This is a genomic window from Halolamina sp., from assembly GCF_036626355.1.
GTDB lineage: Archaea > Halobacteriota > Halobacteria > Halobacteriales > Haloferacaceae > Halolamina.
The window spans coordinates 1-19,759 of sequence record NZ_JAZKRY010000055.1; the positions used below are offsets into that span (position 1 = coordinate 1).

The window sequence follows — 19,759 nt, forward strand, 5'->3', positions numbered from 1 at the left end:
ACTATTCGCAGTAATCACTATGAGACCGTACACGAGCGGGTGACGGGGGCGAGCCCGTGATAAGCGCCCGTGTGAGCTGGCGCGGAACGCCGGCTTTCGACGTGTTTTTCAGCCGCGGCCTGCAGTTTCAGGGTATGGCTGAACTCAAGCTCGTCGTTTCGGACCCCGACTCCGGGGCTACCTACCAGACGGAGGTCGACGGACAGGACGCGAACCGGTTCCTCGGGCGGTCCATCGGTGAGGAGGTCGACGGCAGCGTCGTCGGCCTCTCGGCGTCCACGCTCGAACTCACCGGCGGCTCGGACGCCGCCGGCCGACCGATGCGCGGCGACGTGCCGGGCGCGGACCTGAAGGAGCTGCTGCTCGAGGGCGGCATCGGCTTCAACCCCGAGAAGGACGGCGAGCGCCGCCGCATCACGGTTCGCGGCGCCCAGTTCAGCGAGGACACCGCGCAGGTCAACGCCAAAGTCGTCGGTGACGAGGACGTTGCCGCCGCGTTCGGCGAGGGCGACGACGAAGCCGACGACGACGAGTAACCTCCACGGGTTCTCTCGATGGCTGACCGACTCCCGAGCGACCACGCAAGCGTTCGCACCGAGCGAGCAGCCGTCACGCGCAGCGGCGGCACCCGTCGCCCCTGCCTGGAACTGCCAGACGCCCTGGCGCTCGATTCGGGCGACCTGGTTCGACTGGTTCTCGACGGCGACGAGTACCACGCCCGGATCCAGGCCGACCGCTCGGGGCTGCTGCTCCGCGGTGCGTACGACCTGCGGAGCGAAGCGAAGGATCCGGGGCGTGCGGAGAACCGGCTGGTTGGATGGCTCCAGACGAACGACCGCGAACCCGACGACGCGCTCGATCTGGACGTGCTCGAACCGGGGGAGCGCTACGGGCTCAGGCTCCCCGGCGAACGGGTCGTCTACACGGAGATGTCCAGCCCCAGCAGTTCGCTGCAGGATATTGCGACGGACCTCGACGGCTGAACGCGGCCCGAACGCGGACGGTTTTTACTGCGCCAGCGCCTTCCACACCCATGAGCAAGCTTTCGGAGTTCCTCGCGGGCGAGCGCCTGGAGGACGTGGGGCTCTATCTCGCGGCGGACCAGCTGGACGAGGATGGGAAACTCGCCGAGATCGGCGAGGAGCGCGACGGCGGCGTCGTCCTCGTCGTCCCCGGGGAGAAGGGTCGTCAGCTATTCTCGGCCGGCACCGGGATGGACGCGATGGAGTTCGCCAAAGAGGCGATGGGCGAGACGGGGAGCATTCACCAGGACCTTTCCGGCGGAGAGTGTCCTGCTGGCGATGGGGACGAGCATGTGGTCCAGTTCATCTTCGCCTTCGCCGAGGCTGAGAACCCCGAGGTCGGTGGGATGTACGCCGACGGTGACGTGATTCACGCCTACGCGCAGTGTAACTGCGGGGAGGCGTATTCACAGAAGTGGGTTGTTGGGAGTCGAAGCGAGTAGATTCTCCGTTTCGGGATAGCGACCGTTCTGTAACAACTGTCCTTTCTGCGACAGCGAGCGCGCGGGGAGGGGTGGGGACCCGGTACTGTGCCGGGCCTCGTGCCCGGCACGCTGCTGTCCCAAGTGTCCAAGCACACTCCGCGGTAACGTTCTCAGTTGCGGTAGTCGTCGCCGAATCCGAACTGATGTAACAAGGCGTTGCACCCCCCGTTACTCTCCAAAAGAACCAAAACACAACGAAGAACTACTCCTCGGTCAGGGTCTCGAACGCCCGAAGAATCACCTTCCGCGCCGCCTGCCCCTCAGTCGTCCAGTGCTGAGCCATGTCCAGCATATCGTCGTAGATATCCGGCTTACAGCCTGCCGCTTGCGGGTGCCCGCCGCCGCCGAGTTGCCGGGCGACCTCGTGTGCGCGCTGGAACCCCTCCGACCCGCGGATACTCGCGCTCCCGGAGGGTTTGACGATGACTGCGGCGTCACAGCCGTCCTGCCGGAGCGTCTCTGCGACCTCGTTCTGTGAGCAGCGGCCGTACGTCACACCGATCGTCCAGTCGCCGATCTCGTGGCGGTTGGCCCGGTTCACGGCGGCCTCGATGCGCTGTTCCTTCTCAACCCGGCGATGGGCGACGTAGTCGAGCACCGCCCCGGGGAGCGCGGCCCCGTACGTCCCGACGACGGTGGCGTACTCCTCCGGGCCGCTCCAGTAGGCGTAATCCGCCAGGTCGTCGCTGCGCTCGTCCTCCTTCAGCCAGAGGTCGTGGTCCCGTGTGACCGCGGCGAGCTCCCGGAACCGCTCGCCGAACTCGTAGTCAAGTGACCGCAGCGCCACGTCGACCGTACACTCCTCCTCGCTCTCGCCCACGACGAGGTTCACGCCCGCCGCCCTGACGGCCTCGGCGACCTCCTCGGCCCACTGGTGGTGGTCGAACCAGCGCACGTCACCGCCGGTCTCGACGATCGATTCGATCGAATCGCCGAGCCGCTCGTAGCTGTCGGGGCAGATGTCACAGACGAAGACGTCCGTCCCCGCCTCGAGAGACGCCGCAACGTATTCGAGCGACTCGTCCAGGGAGTGCGGGCCGGAGGCGACCAGCGCGACCGTCGACCGTTGCGCTTCTTCGGCCGCAACTTCCTCGGGTGTGGGCGCCTCGGGCGCTTCGTCCTCGTCGGTTTCCGCACCGGTTCCGAGCTTCTCGACCAGTTGCTCCTCGAACGGCACCACGTCGAGCACGGCGTCTCGGGCCTCACGGATGAGCGCGACACAGCCCAGCCCGTCGGCGTCGGAGTCAGTGACGACGACGGTGTCGGCGCCATCGACGGCCTCGGCGATTCGCTCCTCACGGCGCCCCTCGTCCAGCGAATCCGGGTAGAAAAAGCCCTTCCCCGGAAGCAGCGAGCGTCGGTGGAGGGAGAGCTCCTCGGTTTCGATGAGTTCGTCGTCCATACCGAAAGGAGATGGAGCCGGCGTATAAGCGCCGTGGAACCGCGCGTTGGGGCTCCCGGACCGGGAGTCGTTACGTCGAGGCCGCCTCCGCACCCTGGCCTTCCAGCTGCCGGACCGTTAGCACCGGCACCGGACAGGTCCGCACCACGCGCTCGGCGACGCTCCCGATGAGGAAGCGGTTCTCGCCGTGGCGCCCGCGGGTGCCCGTGGCGACGGCGTCCGCGTCCACCTTGCGGGCGTAGGCCGCGATCTCGTTGGCCGGGCGCCCTTCGCGGACCGCAGTGACCACGTCGTGAGTGGCTCGGGCGGCGACGTCGGCGACAGCGTTCTGTCCGTTCTCCCTGAGCCCTTCGCGGAGCTCGTCACGGATCTCCTCGGGCGAGGAGCTGATCTCGCTCTCGTCGACGACCGAGAGCGCGTGGACCTCCGCGTCGAACCGCCGGGCGAGATCGAGCGCGACCTCGACGGCGCGCTCGACACTCTCAGAGCCGTCAGTAGCGACGACGATAGTGTCGAACATACCTCGTTCTTCGCCCGCGGGGACATAACTCCCGCGGGGACGTCATCGGAAACGGTTTTGCCCCAGCGGGGTCCACACAACGATATGAACCCCCTCGAAGTCGACCTCGTGCTGGTTCCTGTCGACGGAAGCGAGGAGTCGACGCGTGCCGTCGAGTACGCCGCGACGGTCGCAGACGCCTACGACGCCGCAGTCCACGTCGTCTACGTGCTCGGCGAAGAGGTCGTGCGCGCAATCGAAACTGGCGCCGTCGAGGACGAAGCCATCGCCGACGAGACACAGGAGTACGTCGAAACTGCCGGCGAAGTCGCGGGTAACCACGATGTCGGGGTGACGACGTCGGTCGCGGCGGGTTTCTCGACCGACCGCCTCAGCCAGCATCCCGGCAGCGTCGTCCTCGACACCGCGGAGGACGTGGGGGCGGATTTCCTCGTCGTGCCGCGCGAGCCACAGACTGGCGCGACGGTGGAAGTCCTGGAAAAAGCCGCCGAGTACGTGCTGCTGTACGCGAGTCAGCCCGTGCTGTCGGTCTGAACCGCTGTGGGTGGGAGTTGAATCGCCATCTCCAGTTCGAAGCTCTCGGCGTCAGTGATTTCGAAGCCGAGTTTCTTGTAGAGCGCCACCGCCGCCCGGTTCCAGCGTTCGACCGTGAGCCACACCCGTTCGACCCCGCACTCGGCGCCGTAGCCCAGGACCGACCTCAGCAGCTCCGTCCCGATACCGGCGCCCTGGTGAGACTGGAGGATGAAGATGGCGAGTTCGTGGGGTGAGTCCGGATCGTCTTCGGGCACCAGCGTCGCGTGCCCGACCACGTCGCCGTCGTGCCACGCGAACACGTTGAGACACTCCTCGTCGAGAATGCGGTCGAGCCAGTCGCGCAGCTTCGAGGGACGGCTCGGCGGGATGCCCTGTGCACGGTCGGCAGGGTCGAACGCTTCGTACATCTCCCGGAGCGCCTCGCGCTCGGTCTCGCTGCCGTCGAAGGCCCGCAGCTGAATCGAGCGCCCCTCAGCGTCCTCGACGGTCCGGGGCGGTGCCGGGAACTCGCGGTCGGACTCGTCGGGGGAGTAACCAGGTCCACTCATTCCCGAACCAGCCTGACAGAGGTGTAGGCGTTCAACAGGACGAACTCCGCGATGCTCCCGACGCTGATCTTGCCCATGGGGCTGGTCTGCCCACCGCCGAGGGCGATCTCGTCGAACTCCTCCTGTTCGGCGATGTCGACCAGTTCGCTTCCGGGATTGCCTTCGAGATGGCGGATGGGTGCCGAGAGCCCCGCCTCCGAGAGCAGCTCCTCGACGCACTTCTCGATTTCCTCACGGGAGCGGTCGGACCGCGGGTTGTCGACGATAGCGATCGTGAGGTCGTCGCCGACCTGTTTGCTCCGGTCGACGACCTGTTCGAGCGCCCGGATGGAGTCGTCGCTCCCTCCGATCCCGAGCAGCACTTTCATGCAGTCAGACACAACGGCTCGACTGATAAAGCCCGCGGAGCCATCCCGCTCCGTTCCCTGCCAAACCGGGGCTGGGTGGTCGGATGTTCACAGTATCCGACAGTTCCGCGGTGAACAGCCATATGTCGGTGGCTCTACCACGGACGTGCATGAGCGACGACCCGACGCCGACAGCAGACCAGAGCGACTCGGCTGGGGAGGGGCCGGCCGAGCAGGAGCCCCCAGAGCCGGACCGAGTCGACAGCGGTCCCGACGAACGCGACGACACTGGGACCGATGGGGAGGCAACCCGCGACGAGACGGCGTCGACAGCGGGCGCCGACGACCCTCCGGACGAGAGCGAGAGCCCAGTCGGCGACGGTCCCGACGTCGACGTAGGCCCGGAGAGCGACGTGCCCGAGGACGTGAAGGCGTACGCCCGGTTCACGAAGATGGACGCCGCCGACTACGAGCGGGTCAACGAGTTCCTCCGGGATCGCACCTACATCACTGCCCGGGAGTGGGCCATCGCCCGGCTCTGTGCGGATTTCCGAACCGAGACGGGCGTCGAGATGACGAAGATCGGCGAGAACCTCCCGCGACTGATTCCGTTCATGACCGACACCTACTCGCCGCAGGCGGTGAACCAGGCGCGAGCCTCCTTCGAGGAGAAGGTGACCAAAGCCGGTGCGACGTTCCTCTACGGCGCGATGTCGGGCTTTTTCACCGCAGAAGAGCTGGACGAGACGATGTACGAGGTGACCGAGATCGCGAAGTTCCTGCTCGAAGTCGAGGGCGTCGACCTCTCGGTGGAGGAGGAACTGGAAACCGAGGACGAGGTCTCACGCGTGATGCGGGAGGTGCGGGAGGCCTCCGCGGAGGTGCGCGGTGAGGAGGTGAAATGTCCCGAGTGCGGGCACGTCCACGAGACTGAGTAACACACTCGCGGAACGCTCTTCTCTGCTGGCTAATACTGCCGGACAGAAGTCAGTACAGACTCGCTCACCAGTCTCTGGCTCTCACACGAGCTGACGGCCGATTCACGGCGAGCGATGGTTGTATCATTCTGTCCGGCAGTATAAGCAGTGCCGACCGAGCACACGGAGAGACGCCCGCTGCGAACCGAAGCGGAACTGGGCCAGTCACTCGCCCTGACCGCGGCCGCCTGGCGTGCAGCGTTCGACCACATTCTCTCCCCCGCCGAACTGGACGCCGTCGAGGCGGCGACGACGAGGGCGATATCGTCGGTCGGCTGTCGATGACGTGGCACGCCGAGCGGACCACGGAGTACGCCCGAGCGGGAGCGGCCGACATCCGGACGCTCTACGTTCGGCCGGCTGACTGGGGTGAAGGGGTCGGAACGGTGCTGCTCGACGAGGCACTCGAACGGCTGCCGGCCTTGGTGGACGCTGTAGTGCTCGAGACGTTCCGCGCCAATGAACAGGGGCGGTCGTTCTACGAGTCCCGGAGTTTCGAGGTGCGTGAGACGAGCGAGTACGAGGTGGGAGAGAGCAGCTACCCGACAGTCGTTTTCGAACGCGAGCTGTGAGTGGACCGCCGCTCAGTGAAAGCCCACCGCGTGGGGGTCGAACTCGGACATTGGGCGGTGGTTCCGCCCGGCGTTTCCCCCCCTCGTTACTCCTCGAATCTGTCTTCCCACCGGAAGGTCCCGTTGCGCTGCACGACCTCCCCGTCGACCTCCATCCGCGAGTCCTCGCCCATCTCGGTGATCATGTCCACGTGGACTGCCGACTCGTTGGCCTCGTCCTCCGTGCCCTCCGGGAAGTTCGACGTGTACGCTCGCCCGAGCGCGAGGTGGACGGTATCGCCCATCTTCTCGTCGAAGAGGATGCTGTCGGTGAACTGGTCGATGCCGCGGTTCATCCCGATGCCGAGTTCGCCCAGCCGCTTTGCGCCCTCGTCGGTCTCCAGCACCTCCTCGATGACCGCCTCGTTCTGGCCCGCCGAGTAGTCGACGACCTCGCCGTCGTCGAACTCCAGATGGACGTCGCGGACGCGCTGGCTGTTGATGGTCATCGGGACGTCGAAGAACACCTCGCCCGCCGTCGCGTCGGGTGCGGTGAACACCTCGCCCGAGGGGAGGTTGTGGGAGTCGTAGACGACGCTGGCGGCGGAGTTCACAGCGGTTCGGCCCTCGATGGACATCGTGAGGTCGGTGTTCTCCTTGACCAGCCGAACCTCGCTCCCCTCGTCGAGGAGCTCCTTCATCTTCGCCATCTCCTCGGCGAGTGCCTCCCAGTCCCGGAGCACGGCGTCGTAGACGAACTCCTGGTACGCCTCGAAGCTCATGCCGGCCTGCTGGGCCAACGAGCGGGTCGGGTGGACCGTCGACACCCAGTCGGTGTCCATCCGCGCCTCGCGGATTCCTTCGGTCGCGCGGCTCTTCTCCTGCCGTTTCTCCGAGGGCACATCGGCGGTGGCCATGGTGTTGTGGCCGCCGCCGAGTGAGAGCACCGCGTCGGCGTTCTCGTAGAGCGCGAGCTCGTGGGGCGGGTTCTCGTCGAACTCGCCGCTGTGGTTCCGGAGGTAGGCCCGGTCTATCTCGTCGGAGCCGTAGAGCGTGACGACGTTGGCGTCGCGGGCGCCCAGCTCCTCGGCGACAGCGATGCCCAATTCGTGGGCGCCCTCGCTGACTTTCACGACGACGTCGTCGCCCGCCTCGATGCGGGCGCTCCAGTCGACCAGCGTCTCGGCATGTGCGTGGATACGGTCGTCCATAGGAGTGTGGTCGTCGTGGCCCGGCAAAATAACCGTGGTCGGCGGGACTTTTGCCTGGGGAGCCTCAAACCACCCACGCTATTTTGCGTTCTCGGCAGTCAGCGCCGAAAAACCGTTTTACCATCCCCCGAACCTACGCGAAACTTTAGGCGCGGACCGTCCCAACATCATACTCATGGCTCCAACCGTCCTCGTCGGCGGCACCGTCGTGACCGTCGACGCCGACCGCCGCGTCCTCGACCCCGGCGCTGTCGCCGTCGGCGTTGACGAATCGCACAGCGATTCGTCCGCCAATCGGACGCAGTCCGATGACGCCGACACGATTGTCGCCGTCGGGCCGCGCGACGAACTCCTCGCTGACTACCCCGATGCCGAACGCATGGACCTCTCCGAGCACGTCCTGCTGCCAGGGCTGGTCGACAGTCACGGCCACGCCGGCCACGGCCTCACGAAGAACCTGCTCGAGGGGGGCGGCAACGACTGGCTCGACATCGTCAAGGAGATTTACTTCGAAGGGAGCGGGACGGCGTTCTGGCGGGCCGAGGGACGACTGGCCGCACTCGAACGCCTCCGCGCTGGCGTGACCACCTCCCTGTCCTACGTCGGCTCGATGCCCCGCGTCGACGACCCGAAGTTCGCCGACGCGGCGGTGACGGGCTACCGCGAGTTCGGCCTTCGCCACGTCGTCGGCGTCGGCCCGCCGGACAGCCTGCCCGCCCACTGCGTTGACCCGGATTCTGGCACCGAAACGACCGTCGACCTGGACCACGCGATGGCGACGACGGAAGCCGTCGTCGAGGAACTGCACGGCAGCGCAGACGGCCGGATCCAGGTCGCGGTCGCACCCTCCTCACTCGTGCCCGAGATGGACGCGGACGGGAGCGCGACGGCGGCGAGCGTTGCCCAGCTCCGAAAGGTGACCGAGCTCGCCGGACGGGAAGATCTGGCCCTCCACGCCCACGCCTACGAGGGCGAGGTCGCCGCGGCCGCCGCCGCCAAGCCGGAGGTCCTGACCGAGCGCCTCTCGCTTGCCCACTGCGCTGGAATCAGTGCCGAGGAGGTGGCGCTCATGGCCGAGAACGACGTGGCCGCTTCCCACGGCCCGCTGACTAACGCGTACGTCAGGAACCGATTCCCGGTGGTCGAGGCGATGAAGCAGGGTGTCACTGTCGCCGTTTCGACGGACGGCAGCGCCCCGGACCGCTCGTTCGACCTGCTCTCGCAGGGACGCATCGCCGCACAGCTCCAGCGGGCCCACCACGGCGACACGAGCCTGCTCCCGGCCGGGCGCGTCCTGGAGGCGATGACCGTCGATGCCGCGGCGGCCCTCGGGCTGGCTGACAAGGTTGGCTCGCTCACGCCCGGCAAGCGCGCCGACGTGGTGGCAGTCGACCGCCGCTCGGCGAAACTCGGTCCCGCCCTCGACTCGGGGCTGACTGTCCCGCGGATGGTTGGCTACGCCGACGGGAGCGACGTCTCGTTCGTGATGGTCGACGGTGCGGTCCGCCTGCGTGACAGCGAGGTAGTCGCGCCGGAGGCGCCACCGCTCGAGACAGTGCTCGACGACGCGAACGAGGCCGCCAGAACAGCCATCGAGCGCGTGGACGGTGCCGACGCGCTGGAGCCACACCCGGACCTCTGGGGCGCGGTTCGGTACGGCGGGGAGACGGAGTAGCAGGAGGACGGTGAGCCGAGCGACCGAACCGCAACGGCTACCCGTACTTCGCTCACACGCCCACCCATGGAACTGGGCGTCATCGGACTCGGACGGATGGGACAGATTATCGTCGACAGAGCCATCGAGGCGGGCCACGGCGTCGTCGCGTTCGACCTCGACCCGGAGGCCGTTGCCGACGCCGACGAGCTCGGTGCGACGCCCGCCGACAGTGTCGCGGACCTCTGTGACCGACTGGGCGAGGAGAAACGTATCTGGTTGATGGTGCCGGCCGGGGAGGCCGTCGACGCGACGCTTTCGGAACTCGAGCCGCATCTCGACGAGGCCGACGTGGTCGTCGACGGCGGCAACTCCCACTTCGAGGAGTCGACGCGTCGCGCGGCGGAGACGGCCGCGGCGTATCTGGACTGTGGCACCTCCGGCGGCCCCGCGGGCGCCCATCTCGGCTTCTCGCTGATGGTCGGCGGCCCCGAATGGGCCTACGAGGCGCTGGTCCCGGTGTTCGACGCCGTCGCCACCGGGCCGGAGGGCCACGACCGCATGGGGCCAGCAGGCTCGGGGCACTACGTGAAGATGGTCCACAACGGCGTGGAGTACGCGCTGATGCAGGCCTACGGCGAAGGGTTCGAACTGCTCGCGGAGGGACGCTACGACCTCGACCTGGAGACCGTCTCACGGACGTGGAACAACGGCGCAGTCATCCGCTCGTGGCTGCTCGAACTCTGCGAGGAGGCGTTCCGCGAGGAGGGGAACGACCTCGGCGACGTCGCCGACCACGTCTCCGGCGGCTCCACCGGAACCTGGACGGTCCAGGAGGCGCTGGAACAGGAGGTCCCGGTGCCGCTCATCTACCAGGCGCTCGCCGAGCGCTTCGGCTCCCGCGCGCCCGAGGACGGGCGGTTCGCGCGGCGACTGGCCAACCGCCTGCGATACGGGTTCGGGCGGCACGAAGTGAAGCGCCAGTAGGTCCGACCCGTTGGCGCAATCGTTTTCCGGGACTCGACGGAAGGGAGCGTATGTTTGTGGTCTCCGTCGTCGGCCTGTTCGTGGCGCCGGCCGCCGCAGCAGGCGTTTTTCTCCACGCGACACGAACTGGCTCGACTCGGAGAATCGCACTGCTGTGGGCTGGCGGCGTCGGCGTCGTCAGTTTCGGGGGGTTCCTGTTCGCGTACTCCTTCGGGGATGTGCTTCATCGTCTCTACCTCCAGCAGCTCAGACCGGTCCCGGTCGCCGCGTCGCCGTACGAAGGAACCGCACTGCGAGTCGCTGTTGGGTCGGCGATCAGCGTGCTCGGCGTCTTCCTCTACAGGATCAGTCGTCAGTATGGGTTGTTCGGCGCGGATTGAGCACCTACACGTTGAGCAGGATGAGCGCTGCGTGGACCGTAGCGAGGAGGAGAACGAGCCCCACGACCCCGGCGTCGTGATCGCCTACCGGGGCTACCGCCGCAACGGGAGTCGCCCGATGCTGTCCGTCTTGCTGGGGTTCGTGCTCGCACTGGGACTTCCCCTGGTGTTCACGCTCCTGTATCTCGCACTCCCAGTCGCTGGCTGGCAGGTCACCCTCCAGGTCGTGATCCAGACGATCGAGATTGTCGGCCTGCTCAGCATCATCTACGGGCTTGGGCTATAGCCACGTTCCCGTAGAGATGTCGACACGTTTTTCTGGGCATGTAAAGGAGGCTTTACTGTAAAGCGAGCTTTACATACAGCTCGCGTGCCAGCCATGACGGAAAGCGCATCACCACAGACTCGATCAGAACGGACGTACCGACGGATGCACGCAGCGCTCTCGGGACTGTCGGGGCTCACGCTCGGCGTCCTCATCGCCTTCGGCTACCCGCTCGTGGGCGTCGCGGGGTTCGCCCTCCTCTTCGGCGCCGCGGGCTATCTCCAGGTGAACTACTCGGCGACCCTGTTCGACGAGCGCGACAGGCATATTCACGAGCGCGCCTCCGGCTGGACGCTCGCGCTGTTCGGCTGGGCGTGTGCCCTGTTCTTCCCGACGATGACCGCTCTCGTCGCGCTGGGGTACACGACGTGGCCCGACTGGCTTGTGCCGATTGCGCTGCTCGTCCCCGTCGTTTACGGCGTCTACGGCTTCCTGCTGCTGGTGGCCCGCCGACAGCCATGAAGAACACGCTCCCCGAGCTCCGCGAACAGGAGGGACTGAGCCAGGCGGAGTTGGCCGAAGCGGTCGGCGTCACCCGACAGACGATCAACTCGATCGAGCGCGAGCGCTACGATCCCTCGCTGGAACTCGCGTTCGAGCTCGCCGCGGAGTTCGACTGCCGTATCGAGGAGATATTCCACCCGGAGTGAGTATCTGAAAAACCGACTCCGACGGAGGCTACAGGTCCGCGTCGCGGAACCAGATGATACCGACGCCGACGGGGACAACCAGCCAGACGAGCAGGAAGAGCAGCACCATCGAGTCCGCGAAAGCCGGCGAGAGCTCCGGGCCGAGCGCCTCCCCCGCCTGCGGGTTGGGGATGACGCCGAACAGCATACTGAACATCCGGACCCGCGCCTCCAGGTCGCTCATGAACAGCCCGTCGACCAGCGTTTTGTAGGACTGAATCGGGTTCAGCAGCTTCAGCGTCAGTCGAACCTGATACTGGCTCGCCGCCGAGAGCGAGAACAGATCCGTGAGCGCCCGGTTGATGCCGCTGACGAAGAAGTTCCAGAGGAACCAGAACATCCCGAACAGGCCGCCAGCGCCGACGATGGCCTGCTGGTTCGTCCGCGCGGCCGCCGAGACGCCGATGGAGATCCCGACGAACACCACGCCCAGTAACGCCGTCAGCAGCGCAAACTGGACGTAGAGCAGGAAGTTGATCCCTGACCCCGCCGGCAGCAGCGCGAGGAAGGCGACGAAGAAGCCGATAAGCACCGGGAGCGCGACGACGGCGCTGCGACCCACCAGCTTCCCGAGCACCACGTCGTCACGCGAATGCGGCAGCGCGAGCAGGAGCTTCATCGTCCCGGACTCCCGCTCCCGGGTGATGGAGGCGTAGGCGACGACGATGGCCGTCAGCGGGATGAGAATACCCGTCCCCTGCTTCAGGAAGAACAGGAACCCCTGGAGCAGCCCCTGTGACTGCTGTGGGGTCTGTCCGCCACCGAGATAGAGCTGGCCGATAGCCGCGCCGGCGAAGACGACGACGGAGAGCGCCGAGAGCACCCAGAGCCAGCGCGAGCGAACCGCGTCCTGGAAATCCTTCCGCGCAACGGCCTCCCAGCTCATGCCTCCACCTCCGTCGCCGCCTCGTCTTCGGTGTACGCGAGAAAGAGGTCTTCGAGCGAGGACTCGCGGGTCTCGAAGTCCTTGACCGAGACGCCCTCGCCTTCGAGCGCCCCGATGACGTCCGTCTTCGCTTCGGGATCACACTGCACTGAAACGGTGCCGCCATCGGTCATCGCCGAGTCGACACCGCCGATCCGGCGGACGGGTTCGAGCTGCTCCTCGGACGCTGAATCGACCGTAATCGAGAGCGTCGCACCGCCGCCGACGGCATCGCGCAGCCCTTCGACGGAGTCGCGGGCGACGAGCCGGCCCTCTCGGAGAATACCGACGGTATCACAGACGGCTTCGACCTGGCCGAGGACGTGACTGGAGAAAAACACCGTCGCGCCACGGGAGGACTCCTCACGGACGATTTCGCGCATCTCCTTCGCCCCGGCAGGGTCGAGCCCGGAAGAGGGCTCGTCGAGGATGAGGAGGTCGGGGTCGCCGACCAGCGCCATGCCGAGGGCGAGGCGCTGGCCCATCCCCTTGGAGTAGCCGCCTGCCTTGCGGTCGCCCTCGCCGTCGAGGCCGACCCGTTCGAGCACCGCCTCGGGGTCGGCGTCGACCGTTTTGGACTCGATCGCGAACTCGATGTGCTGCCGGCCGGTGAGCCGCTCGTACACCGAGAACCCTTCCGGGAGCACGCCCGTCCGCTCCCGGACAGCGACGCCGCGCTCCTGTGCGTCCATCCCGAGCACCGAGACGGTGCCTGTGGTCGGGCGGACGAAGTCGAGCAGCATGTTGATAGTCGTCGATTTCCCGGCGCCGTTCGGACCGAGGAAGCCGAACACCTCGCCCTCCGGCACCGTCATCGAAAGATCGTCGACGGCGGTAACATCGTCGAACCGCTTGGTTACCCCGTCGAGTTCGATAGCGGGCATACTCCGGGGTTGCTCCGGTTCCGGATAAAGGGTTTCGGCTCCACCGAGGGAGGAAAACGTCGCGCCCTCGGCGCGACGGCAAACTCCCTCGAGACGCGACCCGGCGACTTTGGAGCCGGCGAGCGTGGGGTTCGGTCTGGGATCGTCGAGACTCACCGAAGGCGTGTGTTCCCCATTCAGAGTCGGTCGTCGGGATCGTTGTTCGCCGCGACGCGCTCGACCTCCGCGGCGTAGCGTTCGCGGGTTTCGGTGTCCGCGACTGGCTCCAGTCGGTCGTCTTCGATATCCACCGCGGCGGTGACGCCGTCGCCCCTGGCGAGCGTGTTCAACGAGGCCTGTTTGGTGAACGCCCGCTCACCGTCCGGCGTCGCGTAGGTGAGGGTGACGAGATCTCGGCTGTCCACATCGCGTTCGACGAGCCACGCACGGGTCATGGACCGCTCTTGGCGTGGCGGCGGTTTGTAGCCGGCGGTGGGTGCCGCGGAGCGGTCCACACCGACCCCGAGTACGCTGGGAGCGTCACGCTCAAACGCGCTCGCAAGCTACACTGAACCGATGGACGCGAGCGGCGTGCGCGAGCGGGCGAACGACCTCCCGCGGGAGCCCGGTGTCTACCAGTTCCTCCAAGATGGCGAGACCGGGCAGACGGTGCTTTATGTGGGCAAAGCCGTCGATATCCGCGACCGGGTGCGCTCCTACGCCGACCCGCGCAGCGAGCGTATCCAGCGAATGGTCCGCCGCGCTGACGCCGTCGACGTCGCCGTCACCGATACCGAGACCCAGGCGCTACTGCTGGAGGCGAACCTCATCAAGCGCCACCAGCCGCGCTACAACGTTCGGCTGAAAGACGACAAATCGTACCCGCTGGTTCAACTCACCGATCACCCGTTCCCTCGTATCGAAATCACCCGCGATCCGGACGACGCGGCGACCGTCTTCGGTCCCTACACCCGGAAAGGGGAGGTGGAGTCAGTGGTGAAGGCGCTCCGTGACGTGTACGAACTCCGAGGCTGCTCGGACTACAAGTTCAGCAACCGCGACCGGCCCTGCCTAGACTACGAGATGGGAATCTGCTCGGCGCCCTGCGTCGAGTTCATCGACGAGGCATCCTACGCCGAGGACGTGGCCAGCGCCGTCCGGTTCTTCGAGGGGGAAACCGGCGCGCTCGCCGACCCACTTCGCCGGGAGATGGAAACCGCCGCCCAGGCGGAGGAGTTCGAGCGCGCGGCCAACGCCCGGGACCGGCTCCAGGCCGTCGAGGCGTTCCACGGCGGCGGCGGCGAAGCCGTCTCCTCGCCCGGCCACCACCGGGAGGTGGACGTGCTCGCAGCGGTCGTGGAGGGCGACGACGCGACGGTCGCGCGCCTCCACGCCAGCGGCGGCCAACTGGTCGACCGCACCCGGCACCGTCTCGATGCGCCGGAGGGAGAGGACCGCGTCTCGGCGCTGCTCTCGGCGTTTCTGACCCAGTACTACGCCGAGCGGGAGCTGCCGGACGCCGTCCTGCTCGCGGAGCGCCCCGACGACCAGGACGTGCTCGACTGGCTGGCGTCGGCCGGCGTCGAGGTGTCGGTGCCCGGTGCCGGCCGGGAAGGGAAACTGGTGGAGCTGGCACTCAAGAACGCTCGCAACGGCGTCGGCGCCGAGGACGACGTTGGCGCGCTGGAGGAGGCGCTCAACATCCCCCGCCCAGAGCGCATCGAGGGGTTCGACGTGAGCCACGCCCAGGGGAAAGCCGTCGTCGGCAGCGACGTCTGCTTCGTCGGCGGCGACCCCGAGAAGAGCGGCTACCGGCGGAAGAAGCTGACCGACCGCAACGACGACTACGCCAACATGCGCGAACTGGTGCGCTGGCGGGCCGAACGCGCCGTCGAGGGACGCGACGACCGACCCGACCCGGATCTCCTGCTCGTCGACGGCGGCGAGGGGCAACTCGGCGCCGCGCTCGACGCACTGGACGAGACGGACTGGGACGTCCCCTGCATCGGCATCGCGAAAGCGGAGGAACTGGTGATCACCGAATCCGGAGTGGAGCGCTGGGACGACGACGCCCCGCACCGCCATCTGCTCCAGCGGGTGCGCGACGAGGCCCACCGCTTTGCGGTGCAGTACCACCAGAGCATCCGCGACGAGGTGAAGACGGCGCTCGACGAGGTCGACGGGGTCGGCCCGCAGACGCGAAAACGACTCCTGCGCCGGTTCGGCTCCGTGGACGCGGTCCGGGAGGCCAGCGAGGCCGACCTCCGCGACGTCGACGGGGTCGGCGAGAAGACTGCGGAACGAATCGGAAGACGGCTGTAGCCGGTCCCGTCTGTCGGTTGGAGTCAGCAACACACCAGAAAGTATTTGTCGGGCAGATAGGAACAACTCCCCCGTCCGCCGCCTCTGCCCTCCAACAGGCGAGTCGTCGGCAGCTACAGACATGAAACGCGAAATCCTCATCGCCGCGCTTGTCGTACTGGCCGGAATGCCAGTCGCGACGGCGTACGCCGCGCCGACGAACAGCCCTCCTGTCGACTCCGCCACAGCGACCCCCGCCGAGAGCGACGGAGAAACCAACTTCACGAAACTCTACGTCAACGCAGACGACAGCTACCTCGACATCAAACCCGGAGAGAGCGCGAGCTTCACGGTTCGGGTGAAGAACGGCGAGGACCGCGCCCTCGACGTGAACCCACACCTGTTCACCTCGCCGGTCGCCGAGTACCCGCTCGAATCGGAGTGGGTCACCATCGACGGGCCCGGCACGCTGGAGGCCGGTCAGGAAGTCGAGTACGAGGTGACCGTCGAAGTCCCCGAGGACGCCGAGTCGGCCTCCTACAGGGGACAGGTCGCCTTCACCAACGAGACGACCGCGACCCGACCCGGCCGTCCTGAGCGCCCCGTCCACGCGGACTACGTCCGTGTCGAGGTCTGGCGACCGCCCACGGTCGAAATCCTCTCGGACACCTACCTGAGCACGCAGGTCGAAGCGGGTGACACCGTCACGCGGCAAATCGTTATCAAGAACACCGGCGAGGAGGCGGTGCCGCTGAGCCCCGAACTCGGCGACCGCGGCCACTCCTGTCACGGTCCCCACTGCGAGAACGAACTCGACCCCAACTGGGTCGACATCGACGCGCCGAACCAGGTTCAGCCGGGTGAAACCGCCACGGTCACCGTGAGCATCTCACCCGACGAGGCGGCCGACCGCGGCCGCTACCGGACCTCCATCGACCTCGGCCTGAAGGACCCGAACCGCGACCCGCGCCGCGACCACTGGCAGCAGGTCAACATGAACTTCGTGGTCTGGAAACAGCCAAGCGAACCGTACGAACACGAGTTCGAGGTGACCGATGAGACCGAGAACGTCACGCTGACGCTCAGCCCCCGGACCGCCGGTGACGGCGAACGCGCCGAGGAGCCGTCGTTCGACGTGACGTTCGTCTCGCCCGACGGCGAGCGCATCGAGGCCGAACGCGTCGAGGTCAGCGAACGCGGCTTCGTCGACCTCGGTAGCCGAGAGCGCGGTGCGAGCGACGGCGACTACAACACCCGCCGCTCCACCAGCAAGTTCGTCTACGTCCTCGACGCCCCCGAGACGGGCGAGTGGACCGTCGAAATCATGCCCGACAACACCATCGGGTTCCAGTACGAACTGACGCGCAACGAGAGCGGCGACTAACCGCTCCCACGGCGTTCTTTTTACGACTGTTCGACGACGAGACGGTAGTCAACCACCGCTTGGGCGTCGGCACCGCTCTCGTCGTACACCAGTTCGAGTTCCCAGCGACTGCCAGCGCCGAGTTCGGTGTTCCGGGCCGTTGCTTTCCCCAGCACCGCGCTGGAGTCGTCGAGGAAGCGGGCCGTCGCCTGAACGTCTTCGGCGGCCGTCTCGCCGGTGTTCTCGACGGTTCCCGTCACGACGGCGAGTTCGTTCTCGGTGTCCTCGTTGCGGCGTTCGAGAGCGTGTTCGGCGACCCGGAGCGACCCGCCCTCCGGCGTGTGAATCGTCGACGGCGTCGGCGTCGGGGAGGGGGTCGGACTGGATGTGGGCGATTCGTCGGTCGGGGACCGTTCCGTTCCGTCGTCGGGCTGGTCCGAGCACCCGGCAAGGGCAACGAGGGACCCGGTGACGGCGATACGAGCGGCCGAGAGGAGGGCACGGCGGCGCATACAGTATCGACCGCCGGGGAAAAGGTAGGTCTTTCGAGACGTTACGCGATTTCGTCGTACTGCTCGGAGAGCTTCTCGGCCGCCTCGTCCATCAGGTCTGCCTCGTAGCTCGTGAGGTCCCACTCGACGACCTCCTCGACGCCGTCGGAGCCGAGTTTGACCGGGACGCCGAACGCCGTGTCCTCGTGGCCGAACTCGCCGTCGAGCACCAGGCTCCCCGGCAGCACCTCGCCGGTGTCGTGGATGACCGCCTCGGCCATGTGGGCGACGCCTGTTGCGGGCCCCCACTCGGTCGCGCCCTTGCGCTCGATGACGTCCATCGCGGACTGCTGGAGGTCCGAGAGGATCTCCTCGCGCTCGTCGTCGGCGAACGTCGGGTCCCGGCCGTCGACACGGACTTTCGAGAACACCGGCACCTGTGCGTCACCGTGTTCGCCCAGAATCGTGGCCTCAACGTTCTTGACCGGCGCATCGAACCGCTCGGAGAGCACGTAGCGGAACCGTGCCGAGTCCAGTCGGCCGCCGAAACCGATGACCTTGTGCCGGTCCCTGTCGCCCGCCTGGTAGAGATGGCGGTTGAGCAGGTCGACCGGATTGGAGGTGGTGATGGAGACGAAGTCGTCGTTGTGCTCGGCCAGCGACGAGCCGATGTCCTCCATGATGGGCGCGTTGTCGCCGGCCAGGTCGATCCGGGTCTGGCCCGGCTTGCGAGGGATGCCCGCCGTGATGATGACCACGTCCGAGCCAGCGGTATCCTCGTAGGTGCCCTGCCGGACGGTCGTGTTGGAGTCGTAGGCACTCCCGTGGTTCGCGTCGGCAGCCTGTCCGACGGTTACGTCCTCCTGTTCAGGGATGTCGACGAAGACGAGGTCGTCGACGATATCTCGGAGCGCGAGGTTGTAGCCTGCGGCGGCGCCGACCGTGCCGGCCGCGCCGACCACACTAACTTTCGTCATAACGGTGGAGCCTGCGTGGAGACAGTGATTAAACCCACCGGATACGGGTGCGATTGATGCGTGCGGACCGGCCACTCGAGCACCGCTGTCGGCCCGGCCCACTCGTCCTCGAGCAGGCCGTAACGCTGGACGTCGGCGAACTCACCGTCGGCGAACTGCGCCTCACGCGTGGTCCCTTCGTGGACGAATCCGAGCCGCTCACAGAGCCGAGTCGAGGCGTCGTTCCCGGCCATCACCGTCACGGAGATCCGGTGGAGTCGAAGTTCCCTGAACCCGTGGTCGAGGAGGTGGGCGCTCGCCTCCAGCGCGTAGCCGTCGGCGTCCTGGACCGCGAAAGGCATTACGGAGCCGACCAGCTCCCAGCCGAACGCCCTGTTTTCGGCACCGCGAGCAGCGAGACGCCGTCGCCATTCGCCGGCGGCCACTTCTCCTTACGGTAGCGCGCCTCGCTGTAGGGCGTCCGGAAGCGGCTGATCTACCGGCCCAGGGCAGGCATCGCTGTTCGGGTGGTGTGGGTGCGCCCGACGCCCGGGTGCTGGCCGTGCCGACCCCAGAACGCCTAACTCCGCACCCCACGACCAGCCTGCATGGAGCAGCTCTTCGCCCCCTGGCGTATCGACTGGGTCGAGCGCGACCCCGACGAGGACGAGATCGACGGCTGTCCGTTCTGCGTGCTGCCGGCGCGGGACACCGACCAGGAGAGCCGCATCGTCGCCCGGAGCGAACACACGTTCGTCATCCTCAACAACGCACCCTACAGCCCCGGCCATCTGATGGTCATCCCCCGGCGGCATACTGGTGAGTGGGGGAATCTGTCCGACACGGAGCTGCTGGATCACGCCCGGATGAAGGTCGCCGCTATCGAGGCGCTGGAGGCGTCGATGGGCACTGACGGCCTCAACGCCGGCGAAAATCTCGGCGGTAGCGCCGCGGGAGGCTCGATCGACGACCATCTCCACACCCATCTGGTGCCGCGCTGGTCCGGCGACACCAACTTCATGCCGATTATATCGGAGACGAAAGTCATCGTCGAGGCGCTGGAGGCGACCTACGAGAAGCTGCATGCGGGGTTTTCTGAACTGGATTCGGCAGCGTCGGAGGTTTCCGATGGAGGCGCAGTTTGGTTGGAGTTCGGGGACGACGAGTAGCTGTACTGATAGTGATTACGGCGAGTCTGTCCCGCCGTGACCATCCGTGTCGGTGA

Annotated in this window: 27 protein-coding genes; 16 read left to right on the forward strand and 11 right to left on the reverse strand. The window is 67.0% G+C overall.

Features of this window, described 5'->3' with window-relative positions:
• Positions 1-134: 134 nt before the first annotated feature.
• From V5A38_RS09790 to V5A38_RS09800, 3 genes are read left to right on the forward strand one after another with little or no spacing between them, the layout of a single operon-like run.
• On the forward strand, positions 135-536 hold the full coding sequence (locus V5A38_RS09790) for a 30S ribosomal protein S6e (RefSeq protein WP_332325578.1): 402 nt from the start codon (positions 135-137) through the stop codon (positions 534-536).
• An 18-nt stretch (positions 537-554) separates the two neighbouring features.
• Positions 555-983 carry a hypothetical protein gene (locus V5A38_RS09795; RefSeq protein ID WP_332325579.1) on the forward strand — a complete coding sequence of 143 codons (429 nt, stop codon included), beginning with the start codon at positions 555-557 and terminating at the stop codon, positions 981-983.
• 50 nt (positions 984-1,033) lie between these two features.
• Entirely contained in the window at positions 1,034-1,465 is a 432-nt protein-coding gene (locus V5A38_RS09800) for a DUF5807 family protein (protein WP_332325580.1), read from the forward strand.
• Positions 1,466-1,709: 244 nt separating this feature from the next.
• On the opposite strand, the gene V5A38_RS09805 is transcribed toward V5A38_RS09800, so the two are convergent.
• Both V5A38_RS09805 and V5A38_RS09810 read right to left on the reverse strand, forming a co-directional pair.
• Positions 1,710-2,909, reverse strand: a complete 1,200-nt coding sequence (locus V5A38_RS09805; RefSeq protein ID WP_332325581.1) for a phosphohydrolase — start codon at positions 2,907-2,909, stop codon at positions 1,710-1,712.
• Positions 2,910-2,979: 70 nt separating this feature from the next.
• The gene (locus V5A38_RS09810) at positions 2,980-3,429 is read right to left on the reverse strand and encodes a universal stress protein (protein WP_332325582.1); all 450 of its coding nucleotides are present in this window, start codon (positions 3,427-3,429) and stop codon (positions 2,980-2,982) included.
• An 84-nt stretch (positions 3,430-3,513) separates the two neighbouring features.
• Between V5A38_RS09810 and V5A38_RS09815 the strand changes: the two genes are divergently transcribed.
• On the forward strand, positions 3,514-3,963 hold the full coding sequence (locus V5A38_RS09815; protein WP_332325583.1) for a universal stress protein: 450 nt from the start codon (positions 3,514-3,516) through the stop codon (positions 3,961-3,963).
• Here the strand turns inward: V5A38_RS09815 and V5A38_RS09820 are convergent.
• On the reverse strand, positions 3,942-4,514 hold the full coding sequence (locus V5A38_RS09820) for a GNAT family N-acetyltransferase (protein ID WP_332325584.1): 573 nt from the start codon (positions 4,512-4,514) through the stop codon (positions 3,942-3,944). The genes V5A38_RS09815 and V5A38_RS09820 overlap by 22 nt on opposite strands.
• The gene (locus V5A38_RS09825; RefSeq protein WP_332325585.1) at positions 4,511-4,882 is read right to left on the reverse strand and encodes a universal stress protein; all 372 of its coding nucleotides are present in this window, start codon (positions 4,880-4,882) and stop codon (positions 4,511-4,513) included. The genes V5A38_RS09820 and V5A38_RS09825 overlap by 4 nt, the downstream gene beginning before the upstream one ends.
• A 149-nt stretch (positions 4,883-5,031) precedes the next feature.
• On the opposite strand from V5A38_RS09825, the gene V5A38_RS09830 reads away from it, so the two are divergent.
• From V5A38_RS09830 to V5A38_RS09840, 3 genes are all read left to right on the forward strand, one after another.
• Positions 5,032-5,799, forward strand: a complete 768-nt coding sequence (locus V5A38_RS09830) for a DUF5806 family protein (RefSeq protein WP_332325586.1) — start codon at positions 5,032-5,034, stop codon at positions 5,797-5,799.
• 147 nt (positions 5,800-5,946) lie between these two features.
• A complete protein-coding gene (locus tag V5A38_RS09835; protein WP_332325587.1) occupies positions 5,947-6,123 on the forward strand; it encodes a hypothetical protein in 177 nt (58 codons plus the stop codon).
• Positions 6,120-6,410, forward strand: a complete 291-nt coding sequence (locus V5A38_RS09840; protein WP_332325588.1) for a GNAT family N-acetyltransferase — start codon at positions 6,120-6,122, stop codon at positions 6,408-6,410. Before V5A38_RS09835 ends, V5A38_RS09840 begins: the two co-directional genes overlap by 4 nt.
• 86 nt (positions 6,411-6,496) lie before the next feature.
• Here the strand turns inward: V5A38_RS09840 and V5A38_RS09845 are convergent, their stop codons facing one another.
• A complete protein-coding gene (locus tag V5A38_RS09845; RefSeq protein ID WP_332325589.1) occupies positions 6,497-7,600 on the reverse strand; it encodes an aminopeptidase in 1,104 nt (367 codons plus the stop codon).
• Positions 7,601-7,775: 175 nt separating this feature from the next.
• On the opposite strand from V5A38_RS09845, the gene V5A38_RS09850 reads away from it, so the two are divergent.
• From V5A38_RS09850 to V5A38_RS09875, 6 genes are all read left to right on the forward strand, one after another.
• Positions 7,776-9,275 (forward strand): amidohydrolase family protein, encoded by a 1,500-nt coding sequence (locus V5A38_RS09850; protein ID WP_332325590.1) that lies wholly within the window; start codon positions 7,776-7,778, stop codon positions 9,273-9,275.
• A 66-nt stretch (positions 9,276-9,341) separates the two neighbouring features.
• Complete coding sequence (gene gnd, locus V5A38_RS09855; RefSeq protein WP_332325591.1) at positions 9,342-10,241, forward strand: phosphogluconate dehydrogenase (NAD(+)-dependent, decarboxylating); 900 nt, start codon at positions 9,342-9,344, stop codon at positions 10,239-10,241.
• 50 nt (positions 10,242-10,291) lie between these two features.
• On the forward strand, positions 10,292-10,621 hold the full coding sequence (locus tag V5A38_RS09860) for a hypothetical protein (protein ID WP_332325592.1): 330 nt from the start codon (positions 10,292-10,294) through the stop codon (positions 10,619-10,621).
• Between the two features lie 31 nt (positions 10,622-10,652).
• Positions 10,653-10,907, forward strand: coding sequence for a hypothetical protein (locus V5A38_RS09865; protein ID WP_332325593.1), 255 nt, complete (start codon positions 10,653-10,655; stop codon positions 10,905-10,907).
• A 144-nt stretch (positions 10,908-11,051) separates the two neighbouring features.
• Positions 11,052-11,408 (forward strand): hypothetical protein, encoded by a 357-nt coding sequence (locus V5A38_RS09870; protein ID WP_332325594.1) that lies wholly within the window; start codon positions 11,052-11,054, stop codon positions 11,406-11,408.
• On the forward strand, positions 11,405-11,596 hold the full coding sequence (locus V5A38_RS09875) for a helix-turn-helix transcriptional regulator (RefSeq protein ID WP_332325595.1): 192 nt from the start codon (positions 11,405-11,407) through the stop codon (positions 11,594-11,596). The genes V5A38_RS09870 and V5A38_RS09875 overlap by 4 nt, the downstream gene beginning before the upstream one ends.
• 28 nt (positions 11,597-11,624) lie before the next feature.
• Here the strand turns inward: V5A38_RS09875 and V5A38_RS09880 are convergent, their stop codons facing one another.
• The 3 genes from V5A38_RS09880 to V5A38_RS09890 all read right to left on the reverse strand — a co-directional run bounded on the left by V5A38_RS09880 (position 11,625) and on the right by V5A38_RS09890 (position 13,878).
• The gene (locus tag V5A38_RS09880) at positions 11,625-12,521 is read right to left on the reverse strand and encodes an ABC transporter permease (protein WP_332325596.1); all 897 of its coding nucleotides are present in this window, start codon (positions 12,519-12,521) and stop codon (positions 11,625-11,627) included.
• The gene (locus tag V5A38_RS09885; protein ID WP_332325597.1) at positions 12,518-13,444 is read right to left on the reverse strand and encodes an ABC transporter ATP-binding protein; all 927 of its coding nucleotides are present in this window, start codon (positions 13,442-13,444) and stop codon (positions 12,518-12,520) included. Before V5A38_RS09885 ends, V5A38_RS09880 begins: the two co-directional genes overlap by 4 nt.
• A 176-nt stretch (positions 13,445-13,620) precedes the next feature.
• On the reverse strand, positions 13,621-13,878 hold the full coding sequence (locus V5A38_RS09890; RefSeq protein ID WP_332325598.1) for a hypothetical protein: 258 nt from the start codon (positions 13,876-13,878) through the stop codon (positions 13,621-13,623).
• Between the two features lie 121 nt (positions 13,879-13,999).
• On the opposite strand from V5A38_RS09890, the gene V5A38_RS09895 reads away from it, so the two are divergent.
• The gene (locus V5A38_RS09895; RefSeq protein ID WP_332325599.1) at positions 14,000-15,745 is read left to right on the forward strand and encodes an excinuclease ABC subunit C; all 1,746 of its coding nucleotides are present in this window, start codon (positions 14,000-14,002) and stop codon (positions 15,743-15,745) included.
• A gap of 121 nt (positions 15,746-15,866) precedes the next feature.
• A complete protein-coding gene (locus V5A38_RS09900) occupies positions 15,867-17,108 on the forward strand; it encodes a hypothetical protein (protein ID WP_332325600.1) in 1,242 nt (413 codons plus the stop codon).
• 20 nt (positions 17,109-17,128) lie between these two features.
• Here V5A38_RS09900 and V5A38_RS09905 read toward each other — a convergent pair whose 3' ends face one another.
• The 3 genes from V5A38_RS09905 to V5A38_RS09915 are packed head-to-tail and all read right to left on the reverse strand — an operon-like array spanning position 17,129 to position 18,896.
• A complete protein-coding gene (locus tag V5A38_RS09905) occupies positions 17,129-17,599 on the reverse strand; it encodes an FxLYD domain-containing protein (RefSeq protein WP_332325601.1) in 471 nt (156 codons plus the stop codon).
• Between the two features lie 41 nt (positions 17,600-17,640).
• Entirely contained in the window at positions 17,641-18,555 is a 915-nt protein-coding gene (mdh, locus tag V5A38_RS09910) for a malate dehydrogenase (protein WP_332325602.1), read from the reverse strand.
• Positions 18,552-18,896, reverse strand: a complete 345-nt coding sequence (locus V5A38_RS09915; RefSeq protein ID WP_332325603.1) for a GNAT family protein — start codon at positions 18,894-18,896, stop codon at positions 18,552-18,554. The genes mdh and V5A38_RS09915 overlap by 4 nt, the downstream gene beginning before the upstream one ends.
• 246 nt (positions 18,897-19,142) lie before the next feature.
• On the opposite strand from V5A38_RS09915, the gene V5A38_RS09920 reads away from it, so the two are divergent.
• The gene (locus V5A38_RS09920) at positions 19,143-19,703 is read left to right on the forward strand and encodes an HIT domain-containing protein (RefSeq protein ID WP_332325604.1); all 561 of its coding nucleotides are present in this window, start codon (positions 19,143-19,145) and stop codon (positions 19,701-19,703) included.
• Positions 19,704-19,759: the final 56 nt, after the last annotated feature.

Coding starts and splice junctions, on each gene's coding strand:
- V5A38_RS09860 (WP_332325592.1), top strand. CDS start 10,292: ATGTTTGTGGTCTCCGTCGTCGGCCTGTTCGTGGCGCCGGCCGCCGCA.
- gnd (WP_332325591.1), top strand. CDS start 9,342: ATGGAACTGGGCGTCATCGGACTCGGACGGATGGGACAGATTATCGTC.
- V5A38_RS09895 (WP_332325599.1), top strand. CDS start 14,000: ATGGACGCGAGCGGCGTGCGCGAGCGGGCGAACGACCTCCCGCGGGAG.
- V5A38_RS09810 (WP_332325582.1), bottom strand. CDS start 3,429: ATGTTCGACACTATCGTCGTCGCTACTGACGGCTCTGAGAGTGTCGAG.
- V5A38_RS09790 (WP_332325578.1), top strand. CDS start 135: ATGGCTGAACTCAAGCTCGTCGTTTCGGACCCCGACTCCGGGGCTACC.
- V5A38_RS09850 (WP_332325590.1), top strand. CDS start 7,776: ATGGCTCCAACCGTCCTCGTCGGCGGCACCGTCGTGACCGTCGACGCC.
- V5A38_RS09825 (WP_332325585.1), bottom strand. CDS start 4,882: ATGAAAGTGCTGCTCGGGATCGGAGGGAGCGACGACTCCATCCGGGCG.
- V5A38_RS09830 (WP_332325586.1), top strand. CDS start 5,032: ATGAGCGACGACCCGACGCCGACAGCAGACCAGAGCGACTCGGCTGGG.
- V5A38_RS09800 (WP_332325580.1), top strand. CDS start 1,034: ATGAGCAAGCTTTCGGAGTTCCTCGCGGGCGAGCGCCTGGAGGACGTG.
- V5A38_RS09905 (WP_332325601.1), bottom strand. CDS start 17,599: ATGCGCCGCCGTGCCCTCCTCTCGGCCGCTCGTATCGCCGTCACCGGG.
- V5A38_RS09845 (WP_332325589.1), bottom strand. CDS start 7,600: ATGGACGACCGTATCCACGCACATGCCGAGACGCTGGTCGACTGGAGC.
- V5A38_RS09815 (WP_332325583.1), top strand. CDS start 3,514: ATGAACCCCCTCGAAGTCGACCTCGTGCTGGTTCCTGTCGACGGAAGC.
- V5A38_RS09880 (WP_332325596.1), bottom strand. CDS start 12,521: ATGAGCTGGGAGGCCGTTGCGCGGAAGGATTTCCAGGACGCGGTTCGC.
- V5A38_RS09890 (WP_332325598.1), bottom strand. CDS start 13,878: ATGACCCGTGCGTGGCTCGTCGAACGCGATGTGGACAGCCGAGATCTC.
- V5A38_RS09795 (WP_332325579.1), top strand. CDS start 555: ATGGCTGACCGACTCCCGAGCGACCACGCAAGCGTTCGCACCGAGCGA.
- mdh (WP_332325602.1), bottom strand. CDS start 18,555: ATGACGAAAGTTAGTGTGGTCGGCGCGGCCGGCACGGTCGGCGCCGCC.
- V5A38_RS09920 (WP_332325604.1), top strand. CDS start 19,143: ATGGAGCAGCTCTTCGCCCCCTGGCGTATCGACTGGGTCGAGCGCGAC.
- V5A38_RS09900 (WP_332325600.1), top strand. CDS start 15,867: ATGAAACGCGAAATCCTCATCGCCGCGCTTGTCGTACTGGCCGGAATG.
- V5A38_RS09820 (WP_332325584.1), bottom strand. CDS start 4,514: ATGAGTGGACCTGGTTACTCCCCCGACGAGTCCGACCGCGAGTTCCCG.
- V5A38_RS09840 (WP_332325588.1), top strand. CDS start 6,120: ATGACGTGGCACGCCGAGCGGACCACGGAGTACGCCCGAGCGGGAGCG.
- V5A38_RS09915 (WP_332325603.1), bottom strand. CDS start 18,896: ATGCCTTTCGCGGTCCAGGACGCCGACGGCTACGCGCTGGAGGCGAGC.
- V5A38_RS09870 (WP_332325594.1), top strand. CDS start 11,052: ATGCACGCAGCGCTCTCGGGACTGTCGGGGCTCACGCTCGGCGTCCTC.
- V5A38_RS09885 (WP_332325597.1), bottom strand. CDS start 13,444: ATGCCCGCTATCGAACTCGACGGGGTAACCAAGCGGTTCGACGATGTT.
- V5A38_RS09875 (WP_332325595.1), top strand. CDS start 11,405: ATGAAGAACACGCTCCCCGAGCTCCGCGAACAGGAGGGACTGAGCCAG.
- V5A38_RS09805 (WP_332325581.1), bottom strand. CDS start 2,909: ATGGACGACGAACTCATCGAAACCGAGGAGCTCTCCCTCCACCGACGC.